At 59.2% G+C, this 16544-nt stretch carries 20 protein-coding genes and 1 tRNA gene; 18 read left to right on the forward strand and 3 right to left on the reverse strand.

Going from position 1 to position 16544, the window contains the following annotated elements; all coding sequences use genetic code 11:
* Positions 1-10 precede the first annotated feature (10 nt).
* The 3 genes from KI613_RS09135 (at position 11) to KI613_RS09145 (ending at position 2381) form a co-directional block, all read left to right on the forward strand.
* Positions 11-937: a histone deacetylase family protein gene (locus tag KI613_RS09135; RefSeq protein ID WP_226405150.1), complete on the forward strand. Its 927-nt coding sequence runs from the start codon at positions 11-13 to the stop codon at positions 935-937.
* An 85-nt stretch (positions 938-1022) separates the two neighbouring features.
* Complete coding sequence (locus tag KI613_RS09140; RefSeq protein WP_226405152.1) at positions 1023-2243, forward strand: aspartate kinase; 1221 nt, start codon at positions 1023-1025, stop codon at positions 2241-2243.
* 45 nt (positions 2244-2288) lie between these two features.
* Positions 2289-2381, forward strand: a tRNA-Ser gene (locus KI613_RS09145).
* Positions 2382-2442: 61 nt separating this feature from the next.
* On the opposite strand, the gene KI613_RS09150 is transcribed toward KI613_RS09145, so the two are convergent.
* Positions 2443-2640 carry a hypothetical protein gene (locus KI613_RS09150; protein WP_226405154.1) on the reverse strand — a complete coding sequence of 66 codons (198 nt, stop codon included), beginning with the start codon at positions 2638-2640 and terminating at the stop codon, positions 2443-2445.
* On the opposite strand from KI613_RS09150, the gene KI613_RS09155 reads away from it, so the two are divergent.
* Positions 2639-3001, forward strand: coding sequence for a DUF4124 domain-containing protein (locus tag KI613_RS09155; protein ID WP_226405155.1), 363 nt, complete (start codon positions 2639-2641; stop codon positions 2999-3001). The genes KI613_RS09150 and KI613_RS09155 overlap by 2 nt on opposite strands.
* 67 nt (positions 3002-3068) lie before the next feature.
* Here KI613_RS09155 and KI613_RS09160 read toward each other — a convergent pair whose 3' ends face one another.
* Positions 3069-3374 carry a GIY-YIG nuclease family protein gene (locus KI613_RS09160; protein WP_226405157.1) on the reverse strand — a complete coding sequence of 102 codons (306 nt, stop codon included), beginning with the start codon at positions 3372-3374 and terminating at the stop codon, positions 3069-3071.
* Positions 3371-3622: a hypothetical protein gene (locus KI613_RS09165; RefSeq protein ID WP_226405159.1), complete on the reverse strand. Its 252-nt coding sequence runs from the start codon at positions 3620-3622 to the stop codon at positions 3371-3373. The genes KI613_RS09160 and KI613_RS09165 overlap by 4 nt, the downstream gene beginning before the upstream one ends.
* Before the next feature lie 80 nt (positions 3623-3702).
* Between KI613_RS09165 and KI613_RS09170 the strand changes: the two genes are divergently transcribed.
* The 14 genes from KI613_RS09170 (at position 3703) to KI613_RS09235 (ending at position 16518) form a co-directional block, all read left to right on the forward strand.
* The gene (locus KI613_RS09170) at positions 3703-4368 is read left to right on the forward strand and encodes a 3'-5' exonuclease (protein WP_226405161.1); all 666 of its coding nucleotides are present in this window, start codon (positions 3703-3705) and stop codon (positions 4366-4368) included.
* Entirely contained in the window at positions 4361-4999 is a 639-nt protein-coding gene (locus KI613_RS09175; protein WP_226405163.1) for a YceH family protein, read from the forward strand. The genes KI613_RS09170 and KI613_RS09175 overlap by 8 nt, the downstream gene beginning before the upstream one ends.
* Positions 4996-5898, forward strand: coding sequence for an arginase (locus KI613_RS09180; protein WP_226405165.1), 903 nt, complete (start codon positions 4996-4998; stop codon positions 5896-5898). Before KI613_RS09175 ends, KI613_RS09180 begins: the two co-directional genes overlap by 4 nt.
* Before the next feature lie 246 nt (positions 5899-6144).
* Complete coding sequence (locus KI613_RS09185; protein ID WP_226405166.1) at positions 6145-6423, forward strand: type II toxin-antitoxin system Phd/YefM family antitoxin; 279 nt, start codon at positions 6145-6147, stop codon at positions 6421-6423.
* Complete coding sequence (locus KI613_RS09190) at positions 6423-6743, forward strand: type II toxin-antitoxin system RelE/ParE family toxin (protein ID WP_226405168.1); 321 nt, start codon at positions 6423-6425, stop codon at positions 6741-6743. Before KI613_RS09185 ends, KI613_RS09190 begins: the two co-directional genes overlap by 1 nt.
* A 516-nt stretch (positions 6744-7259) precedes the next feature.
* Positions 7260-8444, forward strand: coding sequence for an XrtB/PEP-CTERM-associated polysaccharide biosynthesis outer membrane protein EpsL (gene epsL / locus KI613_RS09195; protein ID WP_226405170.1), 1185 nt, complete (start codon positions 7260-7262; stop codon positions 8442-8444).
* Between the two features lie 51 nt (positions 8445-8495).
* Positions 8496-9431, forward strand: coding sequence for an EpsD family peptidyl-prolyl cis-trans isomerase (locus KI613_RS09200; protein ID WP_226405172.1), 936 nt, complete (start codon positions 8496-8498; stop codon positions 9429-9431).
* An 18-nt stretch (positions 9432-9449) separates the two neighbouring features.
* Complete coding sequence (gene epsE / locus KI613_RS09205; protein ID WP_226405174.1) at positions 9450-10259, forward strand: polysaccharide export protein EpsE; 810 nt, start codon at positions 9450-9452, stop codon at positions 10257-10259.
* A gap of 24 nt (positions 10260-10283) precedes the next feature.
* Complete coding sequence (gene epsF, locus KI613_RS09210) at positions 10284-11732, forward strand: chain length determinant protein EpsF (RefSeq protein WP_226405176.1); 1449 nt, start codon at positions 10284-10286, stop codon at positions 11730-11732.
* Positions 11733-11747: 15 nt separating this feature from the next.
* On the forward strand, positions 11748-12608 hold the full coding sequence (gene epsG, locus KI613_RS09215; RefSeq protein WP_226405178.1) for a chain length determinant protein tyrosine kinase EpsG: 861 nt from the start codon (positions 11748-11750) through the stop codon (positions 12606-12608).
* A 197-nt stretch (positions 12609-12805) separates the two neighbouring features.
* Positions 12806-13702: an exosortase B gene (gene xrtB / locus KI613_RS09220; RefSeq protein ID WP_226405180.1), complete on the forward strand. Its 897-nt coding sequence runs from the start codon at positions 12806-12808 to the stop codon at positions 13700-13702.
* A 4-nt stretch (positions 13703-13706) separates the two neighbouring features.
* Complete coding sequence (gene epsI / locus KI613_RS09225) at positions 13707-14393, forward strand: exosortase-associated protein EpsI, B-type (RefSeq protein WP_226405182.1); 687 nt, start codon at positions 13707-13709, stop codon at positions 14391-14393.
* A 16-nt stretch (positions 14394-14409) separates the two neighbouring features.
* A complete protein-coding gene (gene gmd, locus KI613_RS09230) occupies positions 14410-15534 on the forward strand; it encodes a GDP-mannose 4,6-dehydratase (protein WP_226405184.1) in 1125 nt (374 codons plus the stop codon).
* Between the two features lie 3 nt (positions 15535-15537).
* The gene (locus tag KI613_RS09235; protein WP_226405186.1) at positions 15538-16518 is read left to right on the forward strand and encodes a GDP-L-fucose synthase family protein; all 981 of its coding nucleotides are present in this window, start codon (positions 15538-15540) and stop codon (positions 16516-16518) included.
* Positions 16519-16544: the final 26 nt, after the last annotated feature.

The raw sequence follows: 16544 nt of genomic DNA on the forward strand, positions 1-16544 counted from the left end.
GAGAGAACAAGTGACGACCACTGCCATCATCACCCATCGTGACTGCCAGTTGCACGACATGGGTTCGCATCACCCGGAATGCCCGCAGCGTCTGACCGCCATCAACGATCACCTGATCGCTCAGGGGATCGACGCCTATTTCGTCTACTACGACGCGCCGCTCGCCACTTTTGAACAACTGATGCGCGTCCATCCCGCTTCTCATCTCGAACGCCTCAAGCGTGCCTCGCCGGAACTGGGCGTCGTGCACCTCGACCCTGATACCGCGATGAATCCGCACACCTGGCAGGCTGCGCTGCGGGCTGCCGGGTCCGGCTGTCTGGCCGTCGACCTCGTCATGAAGGGCGAAATCGAAAACGGTTTCTGTGCCGTGCGACCGCCCGGTCATCACTGCGAGAAAGCAAACCCGATGGGTTTCTGCTTCTTCAACAATGTCGCCGTCGCGGCAAAACATGCCCTTGTGGCCCACGGCCTGGAGCGCGTGGCAATCATCGATTTCGACGTGCACCACGGCAACGGTACCGAAGACTGCTTTGCCGGTGACGAGCAGGTACTGATGTGCTCCATCTTCCAGCACCCGTTCTATCCCTACTGTGGCACCGACAAGCCGGCTGCCAATATGTGCAACGTGCCGCTGGCCTCGGGTTGCGGCGGCGAAGAATTCCGCGATGCCGTCACCCAGGTGTGGATGCCTCGCCTGCGCGAATTCAAGCCGCAGATGATCCTGATTTCGGCCGGTTTTGACGCCCACTTCGAGGACGACATGGGCAACCTGCGCTTCCTCGAAAAAGACTATGCCTGGGTCACCGATCAGCTCAAACAGCTGGCCGCCGAAATGTGCAACAAGCGTATCGTCTCCATGCTTGAAGGCGGCTACGTGATGACCTCGCTGGCCCGTAGTGTTGGCGCGCACCTGCGCTCGCTGGCTGATCTGTAGCCGCTGTTTTCTTTCGGAAAAAGACCAGGGTGGGGTAAAATCCCGCCCTCTTTTTCATGTTTCCAATGTTTAACCGGACAAATCCATGGCGTTGATTGTTCAAAAATACGGCGGTACGTCGGTCGGTAATCCCGAGCGCATCAAGAATGTCGCCAAACGCGTTGCCAAGTTCCAGGCACAGGGCCATCAAGTGGTCGTCGTCGTCTCTGCAATGAGTGGCGAAACCAACAAACTGATTGCGCTGGCCAAGGAAGTTCAGGCCACTCCCGATCCGCGCGAGCTGGATGCCATCATGTCCACCGGCGAACAGGTCACCACCGGCCTGCTCTCCATGGCGCTGATGGACATCGGCTGCAAGGCGAAAAGCTACACCGGCGGCCAGGTCAAGGTGCTGACAGACAGCACGCACACCAAGGCGCGCATCCTGTCGATCGACGAATCCAACATGCGCCGCGATCTCGATGCCGGCCACGTTGTCGTCGTCGCCGGCTTCCAGGGTGTCGACGAGCACGGCAACATTACGACGCTCGGCCGTGGCGGTTCCGACACCTCGGGCGTCGCCCTCGCTGCCGCGCTGAAGGCTGACGAGTGCCAGATCTACACCGACGTCGATGGCGTCTACACCACCGACCCGCGCGTCGTGCCCGAAGCCAAGAAGCTCGACACCATCACCTTCGAAGAGATGCTGGAAATGGCCAGCCTCGGCTCCAAGGTGCTGCAGATCCGCTCGGTCGAATTCGCCGGCAAGTACAAGGTCAAACTGCGCGTTCTTTCCAGCTTCCAGGATGAAGGGGAAGGCACGCTGATCACTGTTGAGGAAGACAAGAACATGGAACAACCGATCATTTCCGGTATCGCTTTCAACCGCGACGAAGCCAAGCTCACCATGCTCGGCGTTCCCGATACCCCGGGCATCGCCTACCAGATCCTGGGCTCCATCGCCGACGCCAACATCGACGTCGACATGATCATCCAGAACGTTGGCCACGACGGCACCACCGATTTCTCCTTCACGGTCAACCGTGGCGACTTTGCCAAGGCCCAGAGCATTCTGGAAGGCGTCAAAGCCAAACTGGGTGCTCGCGAAATCACAGGTGACAACAAGATCTGCAAGGTCTCCGCCGTCGGCGTCGGCATGCGCTCGCACCCGGGCGTTGCCTCCAAGATGTTCAAGGCCCTGGCTGACGAAGGCATCAACATCCAGATGATCTCGACCTCCGAGATCAAGATTTCCGTCGTCCTTGACGAGAAGTACCTGGAACTCGCTGTCCGCATGCTGCACCGCGCTTTCGGTCTCGACCAGTAAGTTTGACCAAAGGGCGCGGAGGCTATATCATCCGCGCCTCTTGATGGACACGTGGCCGAGTGGTCGAAGGCACACCCCTGCTAAGGGTGCATCCGGGCAAAACCTGGATCCAGGGTTCGAATCCCTGCGTGTCCGCCAATATCAAGCAATAAAGCGCCTTTCGGGGCGCTTTTTTGTTGCCCCATCGCCAGGATCACCGCTAAAGAAAATGCTCGAAGCTGTTGCCAGATTTTCCGTTCAGGTTTGGATAGCCGCTAACCGTTTCGCCGGTTACGCGCTGCTCAACCTGGTTGAAGATCCGGCCATATTGGCGTTTGCCTTTTGCTGATGGCATACGTGGTCTTGTAGCATCGTCGTCTGGAGCGTAGATTAGATAAATCCGAAGGGAGATATCCATGCGCTACCACATCCTTCTAGCTCTTCTGCTTGCTTCCAGTGCATCGCAGGCGGATGTCTTTACCTGCCACACGCGTTCCGGAGACGTAGTCTATTCCGACCTTCCTTGCGACAAGGGGGCAATAATAGAAAAGATCAGCCCGAGCGAGTCGGTGTCTGATCCGGTTGCCGCCCAGAAAGAGCTTGAACGGCAAAAGGCTTACGCCGAGAGGCAAGCCGCCGAAAATGCGCGGGAAAGGGCTGCTGCACCCATGCCGGCAATCCTTCCGGATTACTCCAGTCCGCCTCCTAAATCGCCAGCGCCGACGCCGTTGTCGCCGTCATCGTCAGGGCAATCGAATACTCCCCCAAATCTCCGGTGAGCCGGCGGCCACTGCGACGGTCAACCGGAAATTTCGCCCAATTTTGAAATGTTGTCGTGGGCCGTGTTTACGGCAAGCAGCGGGTGACTGATTCGGGGTCGGGTATTTCAGCAGGCGCCTGAACAAGGGAAGCCGCATACCGGCGCTTCTCGCCGGGCGACAACTGCTTGATCCGGTATTCCGCCTTCGAGGCCGATGAACGATCAGGATGGTTTTCATAGCCCAGCAGCCGGAACGGCGGGTGCGAGCGCGTATAGCGGGCGCCGGTGCCCTGGCAATGGGCGGCATAGCGGCCCTCAACGTCGACTGCGATACCGGTGTAGATGCTGCCATCGACGCACTCGATCATGTACAGAAACCAGGGCTTGGTCATGCTTCAGTCGAGCGGTCGAGGGCGCGGCGGATGCGCTCGATGGTCGCCTCGACCGGCGCCTGGCGGGGCACGTCGAGGCCGAGATCGCGGGCGATGGCATTAACCTTGGCCGGATTGAGCGGGATGCCGCCGCGGTCCACCGCTGCTATCAGTTGGCGGGCCCGCGCGTAGTCCGAGAGTGGGGCGGGGCGGCCGAAAAACAGCGCCCATATGCGCGAGAAAAGGCCCGTCGGCCGGCGTGATCCCATACACTTGCTTCTGGATAAAAGCTTAAGGATACATGGATGCAGCTGGCAATGAAGATGGAACGACCCAGGAGCGCACAATCTTGAGCGAAGTAACGATCAGCCGCAGCATGCTCGCCGCGAGCGAGTTGCCGATATACAACGGCGTTTCGATGGCCAGAATTACGCTGGTCGGCGATGCCGCCCTGGCCGAGCGGGCACTGGCCGCTTTGCTCGCGGCGCCGGCCATCGGTTTCGACACCGAGTCGAAGCCCACCTTCCTGAAAGGCGAGATCTCCACCGGACCGCACCTCGTTCAACTGGCCACCGACGAACACGTCTATCTTTTTCCCGTCGTCGTCGCCGCCAATCATGATGTGCTGCGGCAAATCCTCGCCGCCCAGAACGTCCTCAAGGTCGGCTTCGGTCTTGGCAATGATCGCAGCGCCCTGCGTTCGCGCCTCGGCATTGAGTTGGCCAATGTGCTCGACCTTGGCGAAGCGCTGCGCGGCCCCGGCCATCGCGGCACGGTCGGAGCAAAAGTCGCCGTCGCCCACTACTTCGGCCAGAAATTCCAGAAATCGAAAAAAGTCGGCACCAGCAACTGGGCCAGTGCGCGCCTCAACGAGCGCCAGTTGTTATACGCTGCCAACGACGCGCATGTCGCCCTGCAGATCTACCGGGCCTGGCTGCGCGACCCGGAGCGCCTGGCGCAAGCCGCGCCGGCCCCGGCAATCCAACCAAGCTCAGGAAACAAAAATCATGGCTGAACCACTGCCCATGCTGTCATTGCTGGAAACCCGTGTACTCGGCACCCTCGTCGAAAAACAGCGCACTGTGCCCGACACCTATCCGCTCTCGGTTAATGCGCTGCTCGCCGGCTGCAACCAGAAAACGAGCCGTAATCCGGTCATCGAAGCCAGCGAGAGCGATGTCGTGCAAGCCATCGATGTCCTGAAAGGTCTCTGGCTGGTCAATGAAATCAGCGGCAGCCGGGTCAGCCGTTTCGAGCATCGTCTCGAAAAGATTCTCGGCGTGCCGACACAAGCCTCGGCACTGCTCACCGTGCTCATGCTGCGCGGGCCGCAAACGGCCGGCGAACTGCGCCTCAACTGCGAACGCCTGCACCGCTTTGCCGACATCTCGTCGGTCGAAGCCTTCCTCGAAGAACTGGCCAGCAGGGAAGAGGGCGCATTGGTCGTCGAACTGCCGCGCCTGCCCGGATCGCGCGAAAACCGCTGGATGCACCTGCTCAGCGGCGAGCCGGAAATCGAAACGATGCTACCGGCAAAGTCGTCGCATACGCCCAACCAGGAAGTCGAAGAATTAAAGGCGAGGGTGACCGCGCTTGAAACCGAGCTGGCTGAAATGCGCACCCGTCTAACTGCAATCGGCGCATGAAAACCTGCCATCCGGCCAGCCTCACGCGCATTCGCATCATCGGTGCCGCCAGCGGCATCGGGGCGCAGGATCGCGCCTGCGAAGACGGTCCGGTCGCTTTTCATCGTTCGCAAGCCTGGCACGAACTCGAACATCACCCATTAATTGACTGGGGCAAGACACTGTTTGCCCCGCAAGGCGATCATGCCTCGATCACCGGACGAATCTCCGCGTTGTGCCGCAATCTCGCCGACGAAGTTGCGCTCGCCCTGCGCGCCAGCGAGTTTCCGGTCGTCATCGGTGGCGACCACTCCGTCGCCATCGGTACCTGGAGCGGCGTTGCCCGCGCCATTGCCGAACCGATCGGCCTGCTCTGGATCGATGCCCATCTCGACAGCCACACCCCGGAAACCAGCTACTCCGGCGCCATCCACGGCATGCCGCTGGCCTGCCTGCTCGGCCGTGGCGACAAGCGCCTGCTCAACATCGGGCTGGAAGGCACCCAGATCAGCTCTGCACACACCGTTGTCCTCGGGCCGCGCAGCTACGAACCGGAAGAACTTGAATTCCTGCAGCGCATGCAGGTGCGCATCATCGACGGCGACGAAATACACCGCCGTGGCTTCGCCGCCTGTCTCGACGAAGCAATAGCCATCGTCGCCAGCGCCCCGGCTGGTTTTGGCGTGACGCTCGACCTCGACGCCATCGATCCTCGCCTGGCCCCGGGCGTCGGCAGCCCCGAGCCGGATGGCCTGGTCGTACACGACGCAGTGGAAGCCATGCGCCGAATCGGTGGCCTGCCCGGGCTGAAGGCGCTAGAAATCGTCGAATACAACCCGGACCGCGACCGCCACGGGACAACGGCCGGGCTGATCTCGGATCTGATTGGTGAGTTGCTGCCACCGGGCAGTGACAGGTAGTTCGCCGGCGCGACCGGCGTCGAGCATTCAACTTTTTCTCGATCCCCTTTATGGCCCGCAGGGCAAGCCCCTCTCAATTCCGGTTGAGTAGCTTGCGAGCGATATGACGAAAGCACCATTCTGTTGAGGTTTGGGGCCTATTCTGACAGGCAGAAGCTGTCTACGAATTCGACGGCAAGCCGCGATCCTATTGACGGCAACCAAATTCGGTACTAAATTTGGGTCTAGTGAATTCCAGGAGGTAACATGCAGTCAATCGCCAACATCAAATCCATTTCGTACCTGAAAAGCCATGCGGCGCAGATTTCTGAAGAATTGGAAATGAACGGGAATCCGTTTGTGATCACCCAGAATGGTGAGGCCAGCATGGTGATTGAGGGCGTCAAGCAGTTTCAGGAAAAAGAAGCGCTCATTGCGGCTTTGAAAATCATCGCCTTGGGCGAGAAGGACCGCTTACAAGGGAAAGGCATTTCCGCTGCCGAATCACGGGCGCAACTGCTGGCTGCTCGTCAAAACCGCAAATAATGGCGGTCATCATTCTTCCCGATGCCCAGGCGGACTTGCTTTCGCTTCAGGACTACATGCTCGACAAGTGGGGCGAAGCCGAATGGCTGAAAGCTGAGGACGAGATTTTCGAAAAACTGGATAAAGTTGACTCTGGGATTTTCAATGGAACGCCAGTCCAAGAACTTGCGTCAGTGGGCATCTTGGATTACCAGAACGTTTACACCTCGCATCACAAATTGGTCTACCGACGCATCGGCAGTGATACCTATGTGTACCTCATTGCTGGACATAGGCAGGACTACCCCACGATTCTGGTGAAACGGTTATTGAGTCGGTGATTTGGCGAAAGCACCTTTCCAGCGAGGTTTGGGGCTTTTCCTGACAGGCAATACTGCCTACGAATTCGGCGGCAAGCCGCTATCCTTCAACATCCTTGCAGCGCAATAACCCCAAGAAAAATAAAGGGGGAGGAGCTATTGCATCCCCCCGATCCTCCCCCAATGGCCAAGTGTCATTGGAATGCAACACGCGTCGGATATTGTTTCTGGGTTGGCTGCGTCAAAATGACGCAAGCGTTTCTTATTTATGGCTGCCAATTGTGAAGATAATCACGGATTAGTCTGAATGGGCTGTTGCCGGTATTTGTGGGAGAAGTAAAATCGCGCCCGGTCTGTTCATGCATATTGAATGGTCTGTCAGCTCCGGCGGGTTGAAAAACCGCTCTCTCATCGATGAAGTCGGCTATCCAGGGTAAAAATGCTGCAGTGCAATGTGGTAACATTTCAAGAATGATGTCATGCCGAAAAATCCTGATCGCATCTGCGGCCTCCATACTTGTTCATGCATCCGTTGCGGTGGCGAACGAGGGCGATGTCGTCAATCTGAGTGCCGCGCTCACGATGATGCATGACAACAACCTGTTTCGCCTGGCTCCGTCGGTGAACCCAGCCAGTTTTGGTCTGGAAGGGCGTTCCGACACCATCACCATGGCCACGCTGGGCCTCAATCTCAACAAGACCTTTGGCCTGCAGCAACTGATCGGCAATGTCAGTTTTGTCGACACCAGCTACAAGCGCAACAACTACCTCGATTTCCTGGCCCTGAACTACGATGGCAAGTGGCTGTGGGCAGTCGGCACCCGCTGGACGGGCGAACTTTCCCTTGATCGTGCCGAATCGCTCAACACTTATGCCGACTACACCACCAGCAACTATCGGGCGCGTAACGTCCGCCTGATCGAGAACGAGCGTTTCACCGCCAATTACTGGTTTCACACCAGCTGGGCGGCCTTCCTCGGCGTTTCGCGTACCAGCGTGACCAACGAACAGGCTGTCCTGGCCGAAAATGATTACGAAGCCAGCGGCTTCAACTACGGCATCCGTTTCCGCCCCGTTTCCGGCAACACCGTTGCGCTGCGCGTCAAGCAGCTGGATGGCAGCTACTCGAATCGGCCGTTCAATGCTGCCGCGCAGTCCGACAACGGGTTTTCGCACAACAGCGTCGAGCTTGATGCCAGCTGGCTGCTCACCGGCAAGACGCAATTGCGCAGCCGGCTCGAATACCTCGAACGTAAGCACGACCACTTTGCCTCGCGCGACTACAGCGGCTGGGCCGGCAACCTCGATCTCGTCTATGCCGCCACCGGCAAGAGCAGTTTGACCTTCGGCTACAAGCACGCTCTGGAAGGCTTCCAGAGCAGTTACCGGGAAGCGCAACCACCTTTCGGACAGATCACCTCCAGCTATTACGAGCTTGACGAACTCAACCTTGGTGCCCGCTGGGCCGCTACTGAAAAGATTTCCACCGGCGCCCGCCTGGGTTACGGCAAGCGCAGCTATCGCGGCGAAATAGCCCCGCTGCCTGCCGGTGTCGAGCCGCGTGAAGACAAGATTTCTCGGGCCGGCCTCGATATCGGCTACCGGCCCGCGCGCTGGCTAGAACTCAAAGCCGGCATGAATTTCGAAAAGCGTAACGTCAACGACGACCGCTACGACTACAACGACCGCACCACTTTTGTCTCGCTCAGCGCCCAGTACTGACGTGACCCACGCCATTCAAGAATCCGCTGCAACCATTTTTAAGGTGACCCTGTGAACAAGCTCAAAACCATCTCTGCCGTTGTTCTTTCCACCCTGGTACTTGGCGCTTGCGGCGATCGTCCGCCCGAGAAAAAAGCGGCTACCCAGGTTGCCGCCAAAGTGAATGACGGCGAAATCTCCGTTCATCAGATCAACTTCGTGCTGCAGCGCACACCCAACATTCCCGCCGCCAAGGCCGAAGCCGCCAAGCGCCAAGTGCTGGAAAGCCTGATCGACCAGGAACTGGCCGTGCAGCAGGCCATGGAAGCCAAGCTTGAGCGCACGCCGAATGTCATGCAGGCCATCGAAAGTGCCCGCCGCGAAATTCTCGCCCGCGCCTTCATCGAGCAAAAGGTTGCCAAGCAGGCCAAGCCCTCGGCCGAAGAGGTCCACAAGTTCTACGGCGAGCATCCCGAGCTGTTTGCCAACCGCAAGATCTACCGCCTTGAAGAAGTCGGCTTTGCCGCCAGCCCGGAAATCATCGCCGGTGTGAAGGCGCAGCTGGGCAGCGGCAAATTCTCGGTGGCTGAAGTGGTCAGTGGCCTCAAGGCCAAGGGCGTTGAAGTTGCCGGCGGTGTCAGCGTCAAGGCCGCCGAACAACTCTCCCTCGAATTGCTGCCGCGTATGGCGCAAGCCAAGGATGGTCAGATCCAGATGATCGAGAACCAGGGCCGTGTTGCCCTCGTCACCGTGCTCGCCAGCAAGCCCGAGCCAATGGACGAAATCAAGGCCCAGCCTTTCATCGAAAATTTCATCAACAACAAGCAAAAATCCGAAGCCGCCCGCAGCACCATGAAAGAGCTGCGTGAAAAGGCCAAGATCGAATACGCCGGCGAATTTGTCGCACCTGCGCCGGCCGCTGCTGCCGCGCCTGCCGAAGCGCCGCAAAAGGCTGCTGCCACCCCCACCGAGGCTGCCGTCAACAAAGGCATTGCCGGTCTCAAGTAAAGCGGAAATCACACATCCATGAGCACCCTACACAGACTTCTCCTCGGCATTCTCGTCACCTTTGGCCTGATCGCCGGCGCGCAGGCGCAGGGCAAGCAGGTCGACTACCGCCTGGGGGCCGGCGACGCCATCAAGATCAGCGTCTTCCAGAACCCTGACCTCACGGTTGAAACCCGCGTCGCCGAAAGCGGCGCCGTCACCTATCCGCTGATCGGTGCCGTGCAGCTTGGCGGGCTGTCGATTGCCGATGCCGAGTTGGCCATTGCCAACAAGCTGCGCGAAGGCGGCTTTGTGCAAAAGCCGCAGGTCAACATCCTGCTCATGCAATTCAAGGGTAATCAGGTTTCCATCCTCGGCATGGTCAATCGCCCGGGCCGCTACCCCATTGAAACCGGCAACACCCGCCTGACCGACATGCTGGCCACGGCCGGCGGTGCCATCCCCTCCGGCGGCGCCGATGTCATCATTCTTTCCGGCCTGCGCGACGGCAAGGCCTACCGCCAGGAAATCGATATCCCCGCCATGTTCATCAGCGGCAATACCGATCTCGACATTCCGGTGCTTGGAGGCGACATCATCTATGTCCATCGCGCCCCGGTTTTTTACATCTACGGTGAAGTCCAGCGCGGCGGCTCCTATCGCCTGGAGCGCAACATGAGCGTGCTGCAGGGCCTGGCCCAGAGTGCCGGCCTGACCATTCGCGGCACCGAGCGCGGCCTGCGCATTCATCGTCGCGGTCCGGACGGCAAGGTACAGATCATCTCCCCGGAAAAGTCCGACCTCATTCAAGCCGACGACGTTCTCTACGTCCAGGAAAGCTTCTTCTAAAAAGAAGATCACCGAAAGCCCCGCATGACTTTTCAGCAATTCCTCCTCATCCTCTGGGCGCGCCGCAAGCTGGCGTTGTCGATTTTTGGCGTCACCGTGCTGACCACGCTGGTCATCAGCCTGATCCTGCCCAAGGAATACACCGCCACCACCTCGCTGGTCATCGACGTCAAGTCACCCGATCCCATCGCTGGCATGATCATGCAGGGCATGATGGCGCCTGGCTACATGGCGACGCAGATGGACATCATCAACAGCGACCGCGTGGCCACCCGCGTCGTCAAGCTGCTTGGCTTCGAGAAGAGTGCCGATGCCGTCGAGAAGTGGAAGGAAGCCAGCGAAGGCAAGGGCACGTTGGAAAGCTACTACGCCGCAATCCTGCAAAAGAAGCTCGACATCAAGCCCTCCCGCGAGAGCAACGTCATCAACGTGAATTTCTCCGGTGCCGACCCGATGTTTGCCGCGGCCGTCGCCAACGCCTTTGCCCAGGCCTACATCGACACCTCCATCGAAATGCGCGTCGAACCGGCCCGCCAATACAGCGCCTGGTTTGAAGAACGCCAGAAAGGCCTGCGCGCCAATCTGGAAAAAACCCAGTCCCGCCTTTCTGCCTACCAGCAGGAAAAAGGCATCGTCGTTACCGACGACCGCATGATCGACAACGAAACGGCCCGCCTCAACGATCTGACCATGCAGCTTTCCGCCACCCAGGCCCAGCGCGCCGACGCCTCCAGCCGGCAAAAGAGCGGGACCAGCGAACTCTCACTCGAAGTGCTGCAGAATCCCCTGATCCAGGGGCTCAAGGCTGATATCGCCCGTGCTGAATCGCAGCTTTCGCAAATCGGCAGCAACCTCGGCAAGAACCACCCGCAAGTCCTGCAGCTTGAAGCTCAGATCGAGGAACAGCGCCAGCAACTGCGCCAGGAAATTGGCCGCATTTCCGGCGGTAACGCCGTCGCCAGCAAGTTCGGTGTCGTCAAGCAGGACGAACTCAAGAGAGCTATCGAAGAGCAGAAAAAGCGCGTGCTGGCCATCCGCTCCGAGCGCGATGAACTCAGCGTGCTGGTCAACGACGTCGAAACCGCCCGCCGCGCCTACGAGGCCGTCGGCCAGCGCATGACGCAAAGCAACCTCGAAGGCCAGTCGCAGCAGACCAACGTGCTCGTGCTCAGCCCGGCCACCGAGCCGACGCAGCACTCACGGCCCAAAGTTTTCCTCAACGTGCTGGTCTCCATCTTCCTCGGCACCATGCTCGGTGTAGGCGCCGCGCTCGTGCTCGAACTCAGCCAGCGCCGCATCCGTTCGGCCGAAGACCTCACTCTGGCGCTTGACCTGCCCGTGCTCGCCGAACTCGATTCCGCGCTGCCCAAGGCAAAAAGAGGGTTTCGATTTTGGGCAAAAAATCCGGTTGACCGTGGCAATCGCGAACCCGCTCTCAATACCGGCAATCAGCCAGCCGCAGCGAAGGCCTGATCAGAGATGAACGCAATGACCGAAAAACTCGACACCGGCGCCGGCCGCTCCATCGGCGCCATTCTCATCGACAACGGCCGCCTGACGCCGGAAGCCGCCGAGCGCATCCTCAAGCTGCAAAAAGAGCAGGGCCTGCGCTTTGGCGATGCCGCCATCCAGCTTGGCCTGCTCACTGAAGCCGACATCCAGCAGGCGCTCTCCCGCCAGTACGACTACCCCTACCTGATGCCCGGTGACGAGCGCGTCAGCGAAGAAGTCGTCGCCGCCTTCAAACCCTTCAGCCCCATCGTCGAACAACTGCGCGCCGTGCGCAGCCAGCTCATGCTGCGCTGGTTCGATGCCGATGTCGGCCACAAGACATTGGCCGTCGTTAGCGCGGGCAGGGCAGAAGGCCGCAGCTTCACCGCCGCCAACCTCGCCGTCGTTTTCTCGCAACTCGGCGAGCGCACGCTGCTGATCGATGCCGACCTGCGCAACCCGAGCCAGCACCAGCTCTTCCGCCTCGAAAACAAACTCGGTCTTTCCAGCCTGCTGGCTGGCCGCGCCGAACTGGCCGAAGCTGTCACCCGCATCCCCGGCCTCATCGATCTTTCCGTCTTGCCGGCTGGCGCCACCCCGCCTAACCCGCAGGAACTGCTGGCCCGCCCCGTGTTCAACGCGCTGATGGCCACCGCCGCCGGCCAGTACGACATCGTGATCGTCGACACCCCGGCCGGCGCAGAAACCGCCGACAGCCAGACCATCTCTGCCCGCACCCGCGGCGCCGTCGTCGTCGCCCGCAAGGACATGTCGTCCGCCCCCGCCCTGCAAGCCTTCGTCACCTCGCTACAGCACAGCGGTGTTGCGGTTGTTGGCGCAGTGCTCAACAACGGGTAGCCCAGCATGCGGTTCAGTTCATTCTCGCTTTGCTCCTCGGATGCGCGTTTTCGCCATAGAAACCGACGCACCTCCGTCTTGCGCAGCAAAAATACCGGGGGTTATCCCCGGTTTTTGCGAGATGCACTGCCTATGACATTTCATTTTTCGGCAAAATTTCCGGTTGACCGTAGCAGTCAGCCGCCAAAGGTCTGGCAATGAACCACGCAGCACAAAACGGGCAGATACTCCCGGCGCAACCCCGCCTGGCCATCGCCGAATGGTTCCCCATTTTCATCGGCCTCATCGCGCTCTACGTACCCACCTGGGTCGATCTTTCCCGCACCATCTGGGCCACCGAAGCGCAGGCGCACGGCCCCATCATCCTCGGCGTGGCCCTGTGGTTCTTCTGGAAGCAACGCCTCGTCATCCACGAAATGCCCACAGCGCCCTCCAAGACCGGTTGGCCGCTCTTCATCCTTGGCCTGCTGCTCTACGCCATCGGCCGCTCGCAAGACATTCTGCTCTTTGAAGTCGGCTCGCAAATCATTGTCATCGCCAGCCTGCTGCTCATCCTGCGCGGCTGGGCAGCCCTGGGCGCTGCCTGGTTCCCTCTCTTCTTCCTGCTCTTCATGATCCCGCTGCCAGGCGCCTTCGTCGATGCGCTGACGCTGCCCATGAAGATGGCCGTCTCCTACGTGGCCGAAAACGTACTCTACTGGGTGGGCTACCCCATCTCGCGCAGCGGTGTCATCCTGCAGATTGGCCAGTACAAACTGCTCGTTGCCGACGCCTGCGCCGGCCTGCAAACCCTATTCACGCTCGAAGCGCTTGGCCTGCTCTACCTTAATATCGTTCGCCACGACTCATTCTTCAGAAACGTGACGCTGGCCATCTTCATCATCCCCATTTCCTTCACCGCCAACGTCATCCGCGTCATGGTGCTGACCCTCATCACCTACCATTTTGGTGACGAAGCAGGGCAGGGCTTCCTGCATGGCTTTGCCGGCATGGTGCTTTTTATCACCGCGTTGCTGATCATCATGGGCGTTGATTCGCTACTGCAACTTGGCGAAAAGCGCTGGCGCAGCCAGTCGGCTACGGTCAAGGCATAAACCCATGAACCTCCCGATCCGCAACATCATCCTGCTCGTCCTCATGCTAGCCAGCGCTGGCCTCGCCGTCGCCATGCGGCCAACGCACAAGATCGCTGACCAGGGGCCGAAGGTGGTTCTGGAAACCATGATTCCGCATGCCTTTGGCGAGTGGCAAGAAAAGAAACAATCGGGTACCCAAATTGTCGACCCGCAAACCAAAGAAATGCTCGACAAAATTTACAGCCAAACACTATCCCGCACCTATGTAAATGGCAGCGGCTATCGCATCATGCTTTCCATTGCCTATGGCAATGACCAAAGCGATTCCATGCAGGTGCATAAACCAGAGGTCTGCTACCCGGCGCAGGGCTTCGCGCTGCAGGGCAAGCAATCGGGCACCCTCATTGTCAAGAATGGCGAAATTCCGGTGATCCGCATTCTCACCACCCTGGGGCAGCGCAGCGAACCTGTCACCTACTGGACAACCATCGGAGATCAGGTTGTTAAACCCGGCATCCACAAAAAGCTCGCCGAAATGAGCTATGGCCTGAGCGGAAAAATACCCGACGGCATGCTCATTCGCGTTTCCTCCATCGACGCGCAAAGCGACAACGCCTACCAAATTCAAAACCGCTTTGCTGCCCAGATGCTCGAAGCACTGGCCCCGGAACACCGCCAACGCCTTACCGGCAATCTTCAACCTAACTAGAACCATGACTGACTCTATGACCACCACGCAAAAAACAGCACTCATCACCGGCATCACCGGCCAGGACGGCGCCTATCTTGCCGAATTCCTGCTCAAGAAGGGCTACATCGTTCATGGCATCAAGCGTCGTGCTTCGTCCTTCAACACTGACCGCATCGATCACCTCTACCAAGACCCGCACGTCGAAAACAAGAACTTCGTCCTGCACTACGGTGACCTCACCGACTCCACCAACCTGATCCGCATCATCCAGCAGACCCAGCCCGACGAAATCTACAACCTCGGCGCCATGAGCCACGTGGCGGTCAGCTTCGAATCCCCCGAATACACCGCCAACGCCGACGGCATGGGCACCTTGCGCATCCTCGAAGCCATCCGCATCCTTGGTCTTGAGAAGAAGACCAAGTTCTACCAGGCATCCACCAGCGAACTCTACGGTCTGGTGCAAGAGATTCCGCAAAAGGAAACCACGCCTTTCTACCCGCGCAGCCCCTACGCCGTCGCCAAGATGTACGCCTACTGGATCACCGTTAACTACCGTGAAGCCTATGGCATCTACGCCTGCAACGGCATCCTGTTCAACCACGAATCCCCGCTGCGCGGCGAAACCTTCGTCACCCGCAAGATCACCCGTGCCGTCGCCCGCATGGCGCTCGGCCTGCAAGACTGCCTCTACCTCGGCAACCTTTCGTCACTGCGCGACTGGGGCCATGCCCGCGACTACGTTGAAATGCAGTGGCTGATGCTGCAACAAGAGACGCCGGACGACTTCGTTATCGCCACCGGCGTTCAATACAGCGTCCGCCAGTTTGTCGAATTCGCTGCCGCCGAACTTGGCATCCAGCTACGCTGGGACGGTGAAGGCGAGAAAGAAGTTGGCGTCGTTACTGCCGTCACCAACAAGGAAGCCAAAGTCAAAGTCGGCGACACCATCGTCAAGGTCGACCCGCGCTACTTCCGCCCGACCGAAGTCGAAACCCTGCTCGGCGACCCGACCAAGGCCAAGGAAAAACTCGGCTGGGTGCCCAAGACCACCCTGGCCGAACTCGTCCAGGAAATGGTCCAGGCCGACTACACCGCCGCCAAGCGCGATGCCCTCGTCAAGATGGCCGGCTTCCAAGCCTTCGATTACCACGAATAAGCCATGGACAAGAACGCCAAAATTTACGTAGCCGGCCACCGTGGCATGGTGGGTTCCGCCATCGTGCGCAACCTCCAGGCCAAGGGTTACACCAACATCGTCACCCGCACGCATCAGGAGCTCGACCTGATCAATCAGGCTGCGGTCGACCTGTTTTTTGAGCAAGAAAAGCCGGACTACGTGTTTTTGGCAGCGGCCAAGGTGGGCGGCATCATCGCCAACAACACCTACCCGGCTCAGTTCATCCGCGAAAACCTGGTGATCCAGACCAACATCATCCACGCCGCTTACGTGAACAACGTCAAGCGCCTGATGTTCCTCGGTTCCAGCTGCATCTACCCGCGCATGGCCCCGCAACCGATGAGCGAAGAATGCCTGCTCACCGGTCCGCTGGAACCGACCAACCGGCCCTACGCGTTGGCCAAGATCGCCGGCATTGAAATGTGCTGGAGCTACAACCGGCAGTACGGCACCAAGTACCTTGCCGTTATGCCCACCAATCTCTACGGCCCCGGCGACAACTATCACCCGGAAAATAGCCACGTCATCCCGGCGCTGATTCGCAAGTTCCACGAAGCAAAGATTGCAAATGACCCAACAGTTACGGTTTGGGGAACCGGAACGCCAAAGCGGGAATTCCTCTACAGCGAAGATATGGCTGATGCCTGCGTCTTCCTGAGCAATCTTCCTGATGACAAGTACGAAAGTCTGCTCGGTAGTGATGAGTCAAAGACCGGGAAATTCGAGCCGCCGCTCGTCAATATCGGTGTAGGAGACGACGTTACGATCAAGGAGTTGGCCGAGGCTGTCATGAAGGCTGTGCAATTCGAAGGAGAGATCGTTTTTGATTCAAGCAAGCCAGATGGAACGCCACGAAAGCTGATGGATACCACTCGTTTGAACGGGATCGGATGGCATCCTTCAATGGGCTTTTCTGAGGGGCTTGCGCGTGCGTATGACGACTTCAAATCGCAGTCGCATTAGCCCAACGGATGGCAGCTTGATTTTTT

Origin of the sequence: Ferribacterium limneticum, assembly GCF_020510585.1 — a bacterium.
GTDB lineage: Bacteria > Pseudomonadota > Gammaproteobacteria > Burkholderiales > Rhodocyclaceae > Azonexus.

What these genes read in the sequence shown, in the direction of transcription:
- KI613_RS09140 (WP_226405152.1), top strand. Translation starts at nt 1,023, where the DNA reads ATGGCGTTGATTGTTCAAAAATACGGCGGTACGTCGGTCGGTAATCCC.
- KI613_RS09155 (WP_226405155.1), top strand. Translation starts at nt 2,639, where the DNA reads ATGCGCTACCACATCCTTCTAGCTCTTCTGCTTGCTTCCAGTGCATCG.
- KI613_RS09150 (WP_226405154.1), bottom strand. Translation starts at nt 2,640, where the DNA reads ATGGATATCTCCCTTCGGATTTATCTAATCTACGCTCCAGACGACGAT.
- KI613_RS09160 (WP_226405157.1), bottom strand. Translation starts at nt 3,374, where the DNA reads ATGACCAAGCCCTGGTTTCTGTACATGATCGAGTGCGTCGATGGCAGC.
- KI613_RS09165 (WP_226405159.1), bottom strand. Translation starts at nt 3,622, where the DNA reads ATGGGATCACGCCGGCCGACGGGCCTTTTCTCGCGCATATGGGCGCTG.
- KI613_RS09175 (WP_226405163.1), top strand. Translation starts at nt 4,361, where the DNA reads ATGGCTGAACCACTGCCCATGCTGTCATTGCTGGAAACCCGTGTACTC.
- KI613_RS09180 (WP_226405165.1), top strand. Translation starts at nt 4,996, where the DNA reads ATGAAAACCTGCCATCCGGCCAGCCTCACGCGCATTCGCATCATCGGT.
- KI613_RS09185 (WP_226405166.1), top strand. Translation starts at nt 6,145, where the DNA reads ATGCAGTCAATCGCCAACATCAAATCCATTTCGTACCTGAAAAGCCAT.
- KI613_RS09190 (WP_226405168.1), top strand. Translation starts at nt 6,423, where the DNA reads ATGGCGGTCATCATTCTTCCCGATGCCCAGGCGGACTTGCTTTCGCTT.
- epsE (WP_226405174.1), top strand. Translation starts at nt 9,450, where the DNA reads ATGAGCACCCTACACAGACTTCTCCTCGGCATTCTCGTCACCTTTGGC.
- epsF (WP_226405176.1), top strand. Translation starts at nt 10,284, where the DNA reads ATGACTTTTCAGCAATTCCTCCTCATCCTCTGGGCGCGCCGCAAGCTG.
- epsG (WP_226405178.1), top strand. Translation starts at nt 11,748, where the DNA reads ATGACCGAAAAACTCGACACCGGCGCCGGCCGCTCCATCGGCGCCATT.
- xrtB (WP_226405180.1), top strand. Translation starts at nt 12,806, where the DNA reads ATGAACCACGCAGCACAAAACGGGCAGATACTCCCGGCGCAACCCCGC.
- epsI (WP_226405182.1), top strand. Translation starts at nt 13,707, where the DNA reads ATGAACCTCCCGATCCGCAACATCATCCTGCTCGTCCTCATGCTAGCC.
- gmd (WP_226405184.1), top strand. Translation starts at nt 14,410, where the DNA reads ATGACCACCACGCAAAAAACAGCACTCATCACCGGCATCACCGGCCAG.
- KI613_RS09235 (WP_226405186.1), top strand. Translation starts at nt 15,538, where the DNA reads ATGGACAAGAACGCCAAAATTTACGTAGCCGGCCACCGTGGCATGGTG.